The organism is Vreelandella lionensis, assembly GCF_044543515.1.
Taxonomy (GTDB): domain Bacteria; phylum Pseudomonadota; class Gammaproteobacteria; order Pseudomonadales; family Halomonadaceae; genus Vreelandella; species Vreelandella lionensis.
Map to the genome: position 1 here is coordinate 40,454 of NZ_JBITWC010000006.1, position 12,403 is coordinate 52,856.

Sequence of the window (12,403 nt, forward strand, 5' to 3'; positions counted from 1 at the left end):
CTTGAGGGGCCACGAATGTGAAGGCAATCGCTCTATTATTGTCAACCATGAGACGGTTCCTTTTCAGGAGTTCAGGTTAGTAGTATTGATGAGCCGTTCACTCATCGCCTAGCGCCAGAAGCGACGCGTTGCCACCCAGGGCGGCGGTGTTATTAGTAATCGTTTTTTCGGTCACAAAGCGCTGCAAATAGTGCGGCCCGCCTGCTTTAGGGCCAGTACCTGACAGCCCTTGGCCACCAAACGGCTGAACACCAACAACAGCGCCGATGATATTACGGTTGATGTACACATTGCCTACCCGAATTTTCTGCGCTATTTCAGCGGCAAAGGATTCGTTACGGCTATGCACCCCAAAGGTCAGTCCATAACCCCGGCCGTTAATGTCATTGATGACCTTATCAAGCTCGCGTGCTTTGAAGCGCACAATGTGAAGCACCGGGCCAAACTGCTCGCGCGTCAGGGCGTCAATACTGTCAATGGTAAGGGCGACCGGCGGTACAAAGGTGCCGTGCTGGGTGTGCTCGGCAGACATCGGTGTTTCGGCTACTAAGCGGTTCTCGCCTTTGAGCTTCTCGATGTGCTCCATCAAGCCTTTACGGGCGTCTTCATCAATGACCGGGCCGACATCGGTACCCAGGTCACGAGGGTCGCCAATGCGCAGTTCGCTCATCGCCCCCTTGAGGATTTCGATAACGCGGTCAGCAACGTCTTCCTGAAGGTAAAGCACCCGCAGGGCCGAGCAGCGCTGGCCAGCACTCTGGAAGGCAGACTGAATGACATCCACTACGACCTGCTCAGGCAGGGCGGTGGAGTCAACGATCATCGCGTTCATGCCGCCGGTTTCAGCGATCAGCGTGGGTAGCGGTGCATTGTCACGGGCGGCGAGAGCACGGTTAATAATTTGTGCTGTGTCGGTACCGCCGGTAAACACTACGCCGGTAATGCGCGGGTCAGAGGTCAGCACACTGCCTACGGTAGGGCCGTCACCCGGCAGCAGCTGCACCACATCACGGGGCATACCCGCTTCATAAAGCAGCTCGATAACGCGGTTAGCGACAATCGAGGTTTGCTCGGCGGGTTTCGCCAGTACCGTGTTGCCTGCGACGGCAGCGGCGACGATTTGACCGCAGAAGATGGCGACCGGGAAGTTCCAGGGGCTAATGGCGGCAAAAACACCTTTACCGCCCATCATCAAACGGTTGGATTCACCGGTGGGGCCAGGCAGGTGGATGGGTTCGCCAAACGACTCCTCGGCACGCATGGCGTAGTAGCGGCAGAAGTCGACCGCTTCTTTGATTTCATCGACGCCATCGGTCAGCAGCTTGCCGCCTTCGCGGGAGCAGAGTGTCATCAGCTCTGCCATGTGCTCTTCCATCAGGTCGCCCAAGCGACGCACAATTGCTGCGCGCTCAGCAACCGGGGTGGCGTCCCAGCGCGGGAAGGCTTCCCAAGCAGCGTCAAGGGCTTTAGCTGCCTGCTCTTTGCTTGTCCACTGCACGCTACCAACCGTTTGGCGGCGATCAAAAGGCGACGTTACGCTATGCGAGTTAGCACTGTCGTCTGCCACATCAAAAGCCAGTAACGGTTTAGTGGGGTACTGCTTGTCCATAAACCCGCCCATCTTTTCCATTAGCGGGTAGTAGTGGCTACGGATGTTTAAGTTAACCCCACGGGAGTTACGACGCTTCGCGCCATAAATGTCTTTAGGCAACGGAATACGCTTGTTATAGAACGTTTTCTGCTGGCGCAGGGTGTCGATGGGGTGTTGGCACAGCGACTCCACCGGCACATCCGGGTCGACAATCTGGTGAACGAACGACGAGTTGGCACCGTTTTCCAACAGGCGGCGCACTAGGTAGGGCAGCAGGTCTTTATGGGCACCGACCGGTGCGTAAATGCGGCAGTAGGTGCCTTTGGGGGCGCGCTCAAGGGCTGCATCGTAAAGGGCTTCGCCCATGCCGTGCAGGCGCTGGAATTCAAACGGCCGGCTGTCGTGGTTCGCCAGCTCCAGAATGGTGGTCACGGTGTGAGCGTTGTGCGTCGCAAACTGAGGGAAGATGCGGCCACGGGTGTCGTCAGACAGTAGGAACTGCGCGCAGGCCAAGTAGGCCACATCGGTACACGCCTTGCGGGTATAGACCGGGTAGCCATCGATACCAAGCTGCTGAGACTCTTTGATTTCGCTATCCCAATAAGCACCTTTTACTAGGCGTAGCGGGATTTCATCGCCTTGTTCATCCGCCAAGCGGTTGATGTAGTGCAGCACTGGCAGCGCACGCTTGGAGTATGCCTGAACCACTAGGCCAAAGTGGCCCCAGCCTTTGACGGCGTCGCTCTGGTAAATCGCGCGGAAGACTTCCAGAGAAAGCTCCAGACGGTCGACTTCTTCAGCGTCAATGGTCACAGCCACATCCAGCTCGCGCGCTTTGGTGACCAGTTGAATGACGGTATCTACCAGCTCGGCCAGTACCTGTTCGCGGCGGCCAAACTCATAGCGGGGGTGCAGGGCAGAGAGCTTGATGGAGACCGATGGTGCCGGGGTTTTATCGCCCAGAGATTTGCACGCTTTGCCCACTTGCTCAATGGCACGGGCGTAGTCGTCAAAGTAGCGTTTGGCATCGTCGCGGGTGCGTGCGGCTTCACCCAGCATATCGTAGGAGTAGGTGTAGCCTTTATTGAATAGCGGCTTAGAGCGTTTCAGGGCTTCGTTGATATCACGGCCAAGCACGAACTGCTTGCCCATGATTTTCATCGCTTCCATCATCGCCCGGCGAATCACCGGCTCGCCCATACGATTAACCATACGGTTAATAAAGTGGGCGGGCTGGCCCTCTTTAGGGTGATCCAGCTTCAGCACGCGGCCGGTCATCAGCAGGCCCCAGGTCGAGGCGTTGACCATCCACGACTCGCTCTTGCCTACATGGGACTGCCAATCCGCTGGGCCTAGCTTGTCTTCGATCAGCGCATCTGCGGTGGCTTTATCCGGAATACGCAGCATCGCTTCCGCCAGGCACATCAGCATCAGGCCTTCATGGGTATCCAGGCTGTACTGCTGCAGCAGCTCGTCGATAGTATCAACGGCGGTATCCATGTTGCGTACGTCGCGCACCAGCGCTGCCGTGTTGGCCTCAATGCGCGAAAAATCGTCTTGGTCGGCGTTCAGCAGTTTAATCAGCTCGCTGACGTAGGCATCTTCATCGACGATATAGTGTTCGCTGACACGCTGCATTAGCGTATCAAGGTCGGTTTGCCAGGTGGCAGGGTCACGCATTTTTTTAGCATTGAGCATTGAGGCCCCCGTAAGACAGGTCTGAAACGAACAGCTTGAACGAATAGCTGTGTCAGCTAGCGTTTAAAAAGTGATGGCAGGGCAGATGCCCAGACTGACGTTCGAATGTAGAGCTAGCCGTCGTTAGGTGTATGTCGTTTTCGTGGCAAAACGTGTCAATTTCACGGCAAGCTGTGCCTATTTACGACTTTAGTAGAGTTGGGTGCGGCTCGCTAGCGGCAAACAACGCGACTTTTTTACTACATCCACCAACGTAATATCAGTGAGACGAGAGCACGCCTGCCCCTGCGGGGGTGGCTGAGGATGATAACGCCGTTGAATGAGCCGTTGAACGATTGTTGGTATCTAAGGAGGGGCTGGCAAAGCCTTGGCGTAGCTGGCGCGGCGAGGCTCCGTAGCTGCGGCGAAACGCATGGGACAGCGCGCTCTGGTTGGCAAATCCTGTTTGTATGGCGATATCGGTAAGTGGCAAACGACTTTGCATGACCAACTGGCGCGCCGCGTGAAGCCGCTGCCGTCGTACATACTGCCAGGGGGAGAGGCCGGTTTGGGCGCGAAAACGCTCAGAAAAATGTGCTTCGCTCAGGCAGGCGAGCTTGGCCAGGTCGGCCACCCGCAGCTCATCGGCTAAGTGACGGCGGATAAACCGGTCAATCTGGTTAAGGTCAATGCGTCGCTGGGCAGCGCTCCCTGAGGCACCTAGGCGGGCTTTTAGCGAGCCTAACAGCGTGGCCGCTAGGCGGTCTTGCTGAAACGAGGTGGCAGAGTTGTCTAATCCTCGGGCCAGTTCGCTCTCGACAAAGGTAAGATAGTGGCGCAGCGGGCTGTCTAAGGCAAAAAAGCGCGGCGCATCAAATAGCGCCACCAATTCACGGTGCTCACCCGTCAAAGCGGGAGCATCTTCTGGTAAATCTAGAATCAACTGACGATTATGGCCGTTGCCAGAATAGTAGTGCTCGTGGTTAGCAGGCACGATGCAGCCGGAAAAAGCGTTTACACGGCCACCCAACCCCTCGATTTCAAATTCAGAAGAGCCACATAGCGTGATCACTATCTGATGGAAGTCATGGGAGTGATGCTTCGTCGCCGTTTCCAGGGGTATTTGACGAATGGTACTCGGCATACGGTTCTCCTCGTCGCTGCTGCTCTATTAGCGCTGACGAAGCGCTGTATGTGCCGCTAAATGATCACGTAATGCTTTTAGCTCCGCGTAACCCTCTTGGTTGAGGAGCGGCTTGCCCTGAGCAATCTGCCAGCGTCGCCCGTGTGTATCCATTAGGTGTGAGGCGCGGCGGCGAACGTTGTCTAAATACTCATCATGGCGGATAGGGTAGCCAATCTGAGCATTCCACTCGGTCTCGCTGACCTTGCTCTCCAGCGCCTTATCAAACAGCGCGATCAGATCCTTGGGCTCGGTGCGGTAGCGAGGCGTTCCTGCGTTCATCAGCACCAGCAACACAGCCCCCATTACCAGTAAACAAACGCCAAACACCAGTAAGTAAAGTGCCATGCATAGCTCCTGGCCACATCAGGATAGACGCCAGCTTATGCGCCCAGTTGAGAATAGCCACCTAGTATACGCCTGCGCCTGCTGAGACGAAAATTTTAACCTTTTGCGAACTTTTTCTCTGCAGGGTGTCTGAGTGTGTACAGACAACATCGCGATAGCAGTCGCTAATAGTGTTGTTCTGGCTATTGTTTTCGATCCCTTGCTTCCGCTGCTTGTTTCAAGCAGCGGTTTTTTTTGTCTGCGAGTTAACCGGTAGCGAAAACGCCATGGCTAGTGGCGGCGAATAGTCAGTAGTGCCATCAGAATATCCCGCCGGGTGACGATGCCGATTAACCGTTGCTGCTCAACGACCGGATAAATCTTAGGCTTGGCGCCCAGCATTTCTTGCGCCAAGTCAGTAATGCTTTTATTCGGAGAAGTAGTGAGCACGTCTTGGCGCATCAACTCCCTGACCAGTGGTGCTTCGTCATCGTGGTAGATGCTGTCCAGCACGCGGCCTAAAACATCCTGCTCAGAGATAAAGCCGATTAAGCGGTCAGCCGTATCCACCACCGGGGCGCCCGGCAAACGGTGCAGGGCAAGCCCTTGGGCAAGGGTAGTGATAGACGTTTCTCCAGAGACGCGGTAGCAGTCGCGGGACATAATATCGCGTACGGTATCCGGGATTTTTTTATTCATTGGAGCACTCCTTAACGTGATCGACAGGCCACTACCGATTCTCTTACTGTAGGTGATTTAACTCACCCTGCGCTGCCCCCATACTGTCTCTATTCAACGCTTTGCCAATTTTTCAAGCCCGCTTCAAATGCTGTGAGGAGTCGTTATGGATGCTCGTGAATATCTGAACCGTAAAGGCGTTGGCCTAGATCGAGACCCTGACAGGCCCAATACGCTGGAAGAGAAAGCCTGGGAGCGTGCCCGTGGCGCAGGCAGTCATCGGCCCAAGTCGGGGACACCCTACGACTGGGAAGATTGGGAGCGCTACCACGACGACTTGGCAGAGGGCGCAGACACCCTAGAGCAAAAAATAGATAAAGAGGCGCACCGTAAAGCGCTTGCCCATGAAAAGGAGCAGGCCGAGAAAGCACAAGCGGCCGTTGGGCATTTTACCCCCTCAGCGAAGCCTATAACCCCTGAAGAAAAAACTTCACCAGAACCACCCGCCACACCCGCGAAAGAACCTGCCAACTTACAGCTAGCTTATCGCGCCCTGGCCGTGCTGCTACCGCCCTTAGCCGTTGGTTTAACCGAAGGCGGGGCCCAGCGTGTGTTAATCAGTGTCGTGCTGACGCTAATAGGTTGGTTGCCCGGTGTTGTCTATGCACTTGTTTGGCTGAATAAACGGTAAAAACCGCCTTACGCTTTTGGCCCATTGGCAGGAGATTCTAAAGGCGTATAATCCCCGTCAACTTTCTTCTTGTTTGAGGTTTACTGATGGGCTATTTGGTTGGCGTAACGGCGCTCTGGGCATTTTCGTTCTCTTTAATTGGTGTGTATTTGGCGGGTCAGGTTGATAGCTACTTTGCCGTGCTGGTCCGCGTGACACTAGCAATGCTGGTGTTCCTACCTTTTCTGCGCCCAAGCCTGCTGCGCGGTAAGCAGCGCTTGGCATTGATGGCGCTGGGCGCGATCCAGTTAGGCATCATGTACACCTTCTTTTATCACTCCTTCTTGCTACTCTCCGTGCCTGAGGTGCTGCTGTTTACCATCTTTACGCCGGTGTATATCGCGTTGTTGGATGACCTGATGTTCAAACGCTTTACGCCGATCTATTTGGTAACAGCTATTTTGGCAGTACTAGGCGCCGGGGTGATTCGTTACGACGGCATCGACAGCGGCTTCTGGCTCGGCTTTTTGGTCGTGCAGGGCGCTAACCTATGTTTCGCCATCGGCCAAGTCGGTTACCGCCGCCTAGCGGCAGACCTGCCGCCCACTCTTGCTTGGCATAACGTGTTTGGCTGGTTCTTTATCGGGGCTATGCTGGTAGCGCTGCCTGCCTTCTTGCTGTTTGGTAATAGCGCCGCGCTGCCATCCACCACTCTGCAGTGGGGCGTATTAGCGTGGCTGGGGCTGGTGGCATCGGGCGTTGGCTATTTTGCCTGGAACCAAGGGGCAACCAAGGTAGATGCGGGCACCCTGGCGATTATGAACAATGCGCTGGTGCCGGCTGGTTTGGTCGTTAACCTGGTGATTTGGAACCGCGATGCTGATGTGGGCAAACTGCTTTTGGGGGCGGCGATCATGGGCGCTTCGCTGTGGCTAAACCACTGGTGGCTGCAGCGCCGCAAGGTGGCGGCTGCCTAAGCTAAACCGCTGATTTTTCCCGGTGCGGAAGGCTTATCTCTGCCGCACCGGGTGATTTGCTCGATACTGCCTTCCTCTCCATAATGTGGGCTGATGCTAGCGAGAGTCGCCCATGTCTAATACCACATCGTCAGGTTCCAACCCCGGTAGCCTTAGTCACCCAGTGAAGCCGTTCAAGACGATTGGCTTGATTGGCCGCTTAGGCAGCGACAAAGTTGTCGACTCGCTTCAACGCTTGGTCCGTTACTTAACGGAACATGACTATAAGATACTCATCGAAGACCGCACCGCCACGGCGCTGCCCCAACACGGCTTACCTGAAGCTAGCCGCCGCATGTTGGGTGAACTGTGCGATTTAGTGATTGTGGTGGGCGGCGATGGCAGCTTGTTAGGCGCTGCACGCACCCTGTGCCGCAGTGGTACGCTCATTTTAGGCGTTAACCGTGGGCGGCTTGGCTTCCTCACGGATATTTCTCCCGATGAGTTAGAGACCCGGGTAGGCGAAGTGCTGGCGGGGGAGTTTGAGGTTGAAGAGCGCTTCTTGCTGGATGCCGTGCTCTACCGCAATGGGGTCGCCGTAGGAAATGGCGACGCGCTTAACGAAGTTGTGGTGCACCCCGGTAAAGCGGTCCGCATGATTGAGTTTGAACTGTTTATCGATGGGCAGTTTGTCTACAGCCAGCGCAGCGATGGGCTGATTGTCGCCACTCCAACCGGCTCTACCGCCTATGCGCTTTCCGGTGGTGGGCCGATTATGCACCCGAAGTTGGATGTGGTGACGCTGGTGCCGATGTTCCCGCACACGCTCTCCAGTCGGCCCATTGTGATTGATGCGGCCAGCGAAATACGCATTCATATTGGCGAAACCAATCAGACCTACCCCCATATTAGCTGCGACGGGCAAACCCGCGCGGTGGCCAAGCCTGACGATGTCTTGGTTATCACCCGTAAGTCGGAGCGCGTTCAATTAGTGCATCCCATTGGGCACAACTTCTATGACGTGCTGCGCAGTAAACTCGGCTGGAGCCACCGGCTAGGGGATTAATATGGAGGGTTACGACTTAATTGGTGATATCCACGGCTGCGGTGCCACGCTAGCGGCACTGCTGGAAAAGCTTGGCTACCACCAGCGCGGCGGTGTTTATCGCCACCCGCGGCGCAAAGTGATTTTTTTAGGCGACCTGATTGATCGCGGGCCACGTATTCGCTTGGCGGTGACCATTGCACGGCGCATGGTAGAGGCGGGCGAAGCGCATATTGTGATGGGCAATCACGAGTATAACGCGTTGGCCTATACCCATCCCGCGCCCTCTGGCAGCCACAAGCGCTGGCTGCGCGAACATACCCCGCGCCACAACCGCATTATTCAAGACACTCTTGATCAGTATCGCCACCATACCAACGAGTGGGAAGACACGCTGGCCTGGTTCAAAACCATTCCGCTGTTTCTAGAGCTAGACGGTATTCGCGTGGTACACGCGTGTTGGGATGATGCGCTGATCAGCGAGCTCAAGCAGCGCTTACCGACTGCCCGAATGGATGATCAGTTTCTGGTAGAGTCCAACGACCCAGGCTCCCAGGCGTATCGAATACTTGATCGTCTTACCCGTGGCCCCCATATCCGGTTACCAAAAGGTGTCGCGATTCACTCGGGGGACGGTTTTACCCGACAAAGCTTTCGCGCCCACTTTTGGGCTGCTAACCCGCAGCAGTGGGGAGATGTGGTATTTCAGCCAGATAACCTGCCCGGCGATTTGGAAGCGCGACCACTCACCGACAGTGAGCGAGAGCGGCTAAGTTATTACGGCCCAGAGCAGCCGCCGCTATTTATTGGCCACTACTGGTGCGAAGGAATTCCCGCCCTGCCTGCCGCAAATATCGCCTGCCTGGATTACAGCGCCGTAAAGTTTGGCCGTTTGGTTGCCTATCGTTGGAGCGGTGAAACCCAGTTGAACGCTGATCATTTCGTATGGATTCAAGTACCTAAAGAGGAGCGTGCGCTGCCCAAACCCTGGGAAATAGATTTTGATTAAGCGTGCTGCGGATGATTTACACATGGTTACATAATTTTTGCAAAACTGCTGAACTAACCTAGCTGCCGGCTATCAGAGTAAGTGTTCCCTTGAATGATCCCTTGCTTTTATCCGGCGGCCCCCTCCGCCGGATTTTTTTGTTTATCCGTTGGTAAAACGGCGCTTAAGCGCGACAACTACTTGGTTATAAGGGAGATGCCATGCATCCAGTCATGCTCTTACCCACGGGCGCAGACACACAGACATTGCGCAAAGCGTTGTGGCACTACCGTATTGGCCATCGGATCACCGACGAAGCGGACGGCCAACTGCTCTGGGTGGCCGACCCCCGCCAGCACGACGAACTGCGCGCCCTGGTAGGCCGTTGGGAGCGTGGCGAACCGCTGATTGTGGATAATGCTCACCCCCCACGTTCCCGCAGCGCCCACAGTATTATCACTATCCTGCGCCAGGTGCCGGTCACGGCGTTGATGATAGGAGCGAGCCTGCTGGTATTTGCCCTAAGCGGCATTTTTGGCGACCTACTGATTGTGGCGCTCACCATTGTGCCGGTGGGTATCTCCGGCGGCCAGTTGGTGTATGGGTCGCTAGCAGGCACCGTGATGGGTGGGCAGCTGTGGCGTTTGCTATCTCCCGCATTTCTGCACTTTGGCTGGATGCACCTGATTTTCAACCTGATGTGGGTGTGGTACTTCGGGCGGCAAATTGAGCTGCGCCAAGGTAGTAAAATGATGCTGCTCCTGCTTTTAGTAGCGGGCATTGGCGCCAACGTCGCCCAATACGTGACCGGAACGGTACTGTTTGGTGGTATGTCCGGCGTGGTTTACGCACTGCTGGCCCATGTGTGGCTAATGTCCCGGCGCGCCCCGCAAAGCGGTTTCTTTGTACCGCAAATGTTGGTGGTGTTTATGCTCGGCTGGATGGTGTTCACCATGACCGATATTGCAGGTACCGTCGGCTTTGGCAACGTGGCCAATGAAGCTCACTTGGGCGGGCTGCTCGTGGGCCTAGCCACGGGCTGGTATTATTCCTCCAAACGTAGCAAAGCCTAACGCCGTCAATTTGAAAGCAGCAAATACTTGAGGTGCTAACCGTGAGCGATATGACCTTCGATAAAATGATCAACCAGATGACGCCTGCGATTTATGAAAGCCTTAAGCAAGGGGTGTCGCTACGCAAATGGCCTGACGGCCGTCGCTTAACGCCGGAGCAAACCGAGCTGTGTTTGGAAGCTGTCATGCGTTATGAAGTTGAAAACAATGTACCGGAAGAGAATCGCGTAGGTTATTTGGAGCGGCGTACCTGTGGGGCAGGTGCAACGGGCGCCGGTGTGAGTCCCGAAATGGCGGGCCTGGGCCGGGATGCCACGCGTGACTGATTTGTTAATCCCAAAGGTCTCTCCCGTTAAAGGGTGTTTGCAAAAAATGGCGGCGGCGCTGCCTCGCCGCCAAGACGAACAGGTGGTTTACCACCTGCGCGCAGGTGAGCATCGGGTGGCATTGAATGAGCGTATTGGTTCCCCCATGCGCCTTTCATGGAGCGGGGCCATTGCCTGTACCCACTGCGGTCGGGCAACCAAAAAAAGTTTTGCACAAGGCTACTGCTACCCGTGTTTCAAACGGTTGGCACAGTGCGACACCTGCATCATGAAGCCGGAGACCTGCCACTACTACCAAGGCACCTGCCGCGAGCCGGAGTGGGGTGAGGCGCACTGCTTTCAGCCCCACATCGTCTATCTGGCTAACTCTTCCGGTTTGAAGGTGGGCATTACTCGCAAAACCCAAATGCCCACCCGCTGGCTGGACCAAGGCGCTATTCAGGCGTTACCGATTCTCGAAGTGAATACCCGCCAGCAGTCCGGGTTCGTCGAGATGCTCTTCAAAGAGCAGGTGGCTGATCGCACCAATTGGCGCGCTATGCTCAAAGGTGAGGTCGATCCCCTTGATCTGCGCGCTGAGCGTGACCGACTGTTGAACACACTGGCAGATGGTTTAGGCCAGCTACGCAGTGTTCACGGCGAAGATGCCATCCGCACGCTGGACGAAGCGCCTCTGCAGTTCGACTATCCCGTTGCTGCGTTTCCTCGCAAGGTGGTCTCTCATAATTTTGATAAGCAGCCGCTGGTTGAAGGCATACTTCAGGGCGTGAAAGGGCAGTACCTCATGTTCGACACGGGTGTGATAAATCTACGTAAATTCACAGGTTACGAGATTTCGGTGGAGTGAAACTTGGCGTTTTGCCTAGCCAGAATGGCATCGGTTGACTAAGGTTATCAGGGTCACAATAGACTCTGCCCTAGTCACGCAAGGAAGCCTCGATGCCATGGCTAAAACTGCTGCACATCGCCGCGCTGGTCATTTGGTGCGGCGCTCTTCTTTATTTGCCTGCACTTTTATTGCAGGCGCTTCAGCTACGTAAAGATGCGGGCTTCGCTCAGGGCACGCCGCCCATGCCGCGTTTTTTTTATAACTCCATTGCTACCCCGGCGGCACTCGCTGCGATTGCCTCTGGCACGCTGCTATTTCTGTTACATGGCCTGTTAGGCGGCTGGTTGATCTTAAAGCTGGGGGCCGTGGTGTTAATGGTAGCTGCCCACGGCTGTTTTGGCTGGCTTATCCTGCGCCTGGAAATGGGAATTTTTAAAGGGGTGAAGGCAGCCAGCCTGTGTGCGCTGTTGCTGGCGCTGGTGGGCATCTTTGGCGTGCTAGGGTTTGTGCTTTCTAAACCGCTGGAGTGGAGCTAGCTCAATGGCCAATGTCCTATTACGGGCTGCCATTGAGCCGCTCGGGTTACTATTCTACTTCAACGCCCACCGCGTGCTCGTACACCAGCTGTCCACCGAGCCACCCGGCCAGCGCAATCAAACCGGCCGTTACCAGCGAGATGGCCAACCCCCACGGCAGCACCGCACTGGGCTCAGTGAAACGCAGCAGCCAATTCAGCGACGCCAGAGAGAGCATGACTACGGCCACAATCGCGTGACTCCAGCCGGTAATCAAACGGCGGATGCGCGCTACCGACACCAAGTCAATGATGCCTGCCACCGAAGCAATCCAGCCGCCAAACGCGCCAACACCCGCCAGCCAAAGCCCGCCGCGCAACCAAAACGTATCTTGGGTATACCAGTAGGCGATATCGCAAGCGACCAGTGCCATCAGCGCCGCTACCGGGAAGTGAATCATTACCGGATGGAGTGGATGGCCAGCCAGCGACGCGCGGCTTTTGATCGAGCGTTGGGGAGTAGGTGTCATCGTCACTTCCTGTGGT

At 55.9% G+C, this 12,403-nt stretch carries 13 protein-coding genes; 8 read left to right on the forward strand and 5 right to left on the reverse strand.

What is annotated here, in order from left to right:
- Nucleotides 1–97: 97 nt before the first annotated feature.
- The 4 genes from putA to ACIGG6_RS05050 form a co-directional block, all read right to left on the reverse strand.
- On the reverse strand, nt 98–3,289 hold the full coding sequence (putA, locus tag ACIGG6_RS05035) for a bifunctional proline dehydrogenase/L-glutamate gamma-semialdehyde dehydrogenase PutA (RefSeq protein ID WP_399842777.1): 3,192 nt from the start codon (nt 3,287–3,289) through the stop codon (nt 98–100).
- 259 nt (nt 3,290–3,548) lie between these two features.
- Complete coding sequence (locus tag ACIGG6_RS05040; protein WP_399842779.1) at nt 3,549–4,412, reverse strand: AraC family transcriptional regulator; 864 nt, start codon at nt 4,410–4,412, stop codon at nt 3,549–3,551.
- 27 nt (nt 4,413–4,439) lie between these two features.
- On the reverse strand, nt 4,440–4,799 hold the full coding sequence (locus tag ACIGG6_RS05045) for a hypothetical protein (RefSeq protein ID WP_399842782.1): 360 nt from the start codon (nt 4,797–4,799) through the stop codon (nt 4,440–4,442).
- 270 nt (nt 4,800–5,069) lie between these two features.
- The gene (locus tag ACIGG6_RS05050) at nt 5,070–5,477 is read right to left on the reverse strand and encodes a CBS domain-containing protein (protein ID WP_083026040.1); all 408 of its coding nucleotides are present in this window, start codon (nt 5,475–5,477) and stop codon (nt 5,070–5,072) included.
- A gap of 145 nt (nt 5,478–5,622) precedes the next feature.
- Here ACIGG6_RS05050 and ACIGG6_RS05055 point away from each other — a divergent pair, with 145 nt between their 5' ends.
- The 8 genes from ACIGG6_RS05055 (at nt 5,623) to ACIGG6_RS05090 (ending at nt 11,879) form a co-directional block, all read left to right on the forward strand.
- Nucleotides 5,623–6,147, forward strand: a complete 525-nt coding sequence (locus ACIGG6_RS05055) for a YqaE/Pmp3 family membrane protein (RefSeq protein WP_399842784.1) — start codon at nt 5,623–5,625, stop codon at nt 6,145–6,147.
- A gap of 86 nt (nt 6,148–6,233) precedes the next feature.
- Nucleotides 6,234–7,103 carry a carboxylate/amino acid/amine transporter gene (locus ACIGG6_RS05060; protein ID WP_044629748.1) on the forward strand — a complete coding sequence of 290 codons (870 nt, stop codon included), beginning with the start codon at nt 6,234–6,236 and terminating at the stop codon, nt 7,101–7,103.
- Nucleotides 7,104–7,215: 112 nt separating this feature from the next.
- Nucleotides 7,216–8,148 carry an NAD(+) kinase gene (locus ACIGG6_RS05065; RefSeq protein ID WP_399842786.1) on the forward strand — a complete coding sequence of 311 codons (933 nt, stop codon included), beginning with the start codon at nt 7,216–7,218 and terminating at the stop codon, nt 8,146–8,148.
- Nucleotide 8,149: 1 nt separating this feature from the next.
- The gene (locus tag ACIGG6_RS05070; RefSeq protein ID WP_058578319.1) at nt 8,150–9,136 is read left to right on the forward strand and encodes a metallophosphoesterase; all 987 of its coding nucleotides are present in this window, start codon (nt 8,150–8,152) and stop codon (nt 9,134–9,136) included.
- A gap of 200 nt (nt 9,137–9,336) precedes the next feature.
- Nucleotides 9,337–10,188 carry a rhomboid family intramembrane serine protease gene (locus tag ACIGG6_RS05075; protein WP_399842788.1) on the forward strand — a complete coding sequence of 284 codons (852 nt, stop codon included), beginning with the start codon at nt 9,337–9,339 and terminating at the stop codon, nt 10,186–10,188.
- Between the two features lie 41 nt (nt 10,189–10,229).
- Nucleotides 10,230–10,514, forward strand: a complete 285-nt coding sequence (locus tag ACIGG6_RS05080; RefSeq protein ID WP_083026035.1) for a YeaC family protein — start codon at nt 10,230–10,232, stop codon at nt 10,512–10,514.
- On the forward strand, nt 10,498–11,361 hold the full coding sequence (locus ACIGG6_RS05085; RefSeq protein WP_399842790.1) for a DUF2797 domain-containing protein: 864 nt from the start codon (nt 10,498–10,500) through the stop codon (nt 11,359–11,361). The genes ACIGG6_RS05080 and ACIGG6_RS05085 overlap by 17 nt, the downstream gene beginning before the upstream one ends.
- Nucleotides 11,362–11,453: 92 nt before the next feature.
- Nucleotides 11,454–11,879 (forward strand): CopD family protein, encoded by a 426-nt coding sequence (locus ACIGG6_RS05090; RefSeq protein WP_044630638.1) that lies wholly within the window; start codon nt 11,454–11,456, stop codon nt 11,877–11,879.
- 49 nt (nt 11,880–11,928) lie between these two features.
- On the opposite strand, the gene ACIGG6_RS05095 is transcribed toward ACIGG6_RS05090, so the two are convergent.
- Nucleotides 11,929–12,387, reverse strand: coding sequence for a DUF2231 domain-containing protein (locus tag ACIGG6_RS05095; RefSeq protein WP_062360241.1), 459 nt, complete (start codon nt 12,385–12,387; stop codon nt 11,929–11,931).
- Nucleotides 12,388–12,403 lie beyond the last annotated feature (16 nt).

What these genes read in the sequence shown, in the direction of transcription:
- ACIGG6_RS05065 (WP_399842786.1), top strand. Translation starts at nt 7,216, where the DNA reads ATGTCTAATACCACATCGTCAGGTTCCAACCCCGGTAGCCTTAGTCAC.
- ACIGG6_RS05070 (WP_058578319.1), top strand. Translation starts at nt 8,150, where the DNA reads ATGGAGGGTTACGACTTAATTGGTGATATCCACGGCTGCGGTGCCACG.
- putA (WP_399842777.1), bottom strand. Translation starts at nt 3,289, where the DNA reads ATGCTCAATGCTAAAAAAATGCGTGACCCTGCCACCTGGCAAACCGAC.
- ACIGG6_RS05085 (WP_399842790.1), top strand. Translation starts at nt 10,498, where the DNA reads ATGCCACGCGTGACTGATTTGTTAATCCCAAAGGTCTCTCCCGTTAAA.
- ACIGG6_RS05040 (WP_399842779.1), bottom strand. Translation starts at nt 4,412, where the DNA reads ATGCCGAGTACCATTCGTCAAATACCCCTGGAAACGGCGACGAAGCAT.
- ACIGG6_RS05090 (WP_044630638.1), top strand. Translation starts at nt 11,454, where the DNA reads ATGCCATGGCTAAAACTGCTGCACATCGCCGCGCTGGTCATTTGGTGC.
- ACIGG6_RS05045 (WP_399842782.1), bottom strand. Translation starts at nt 4,799, where the DNA reads ATGGCACTTTACTTACTGGTGTTTGGCGTTTGTTTACTGGTAATGGGG.
- ACIGG6_RS05060 (WP_044629748.1), top strand. Translation starts at nt 6,234, where the DNA reads ATGGGCTATTTGGTTGGCGTAACGGCGCTCTGGGCATTTTCGTTCTCT.
- ACIGG6_RS05095 (WP_062360241.1), bottom strand. Translation starts at nt 12,387, where the DNA reads ATGACACCTACTCCCCAACGCTCGATCAAAAGCCGCGCGTCGCTGGCT.
- ACIGG6_RS05055 (WP_399842784.1), top strand. Translation starts at nt 5,623, where the DNA reads ATGGATGCTCGTGAATATCTGAACCGTAAAGGCGTTGGCCTAGATCGA.
- ACIGG6_RS05050 (WP_083026040.1), bottom strand. Translation starts at nt 5,477, where the DNA reads ATGAATAAAAAAATCCCGGATACCGTACGCGATATTATGTCCCGCGAC.
- ACIGG6_RS05075 (WP_399842788.1), top strand. Translation starts at nt 9,337, where the DNA reads ATGCATCCAGTCATGCTCTTACCCACGGGCGCAGACACACAGACATTG.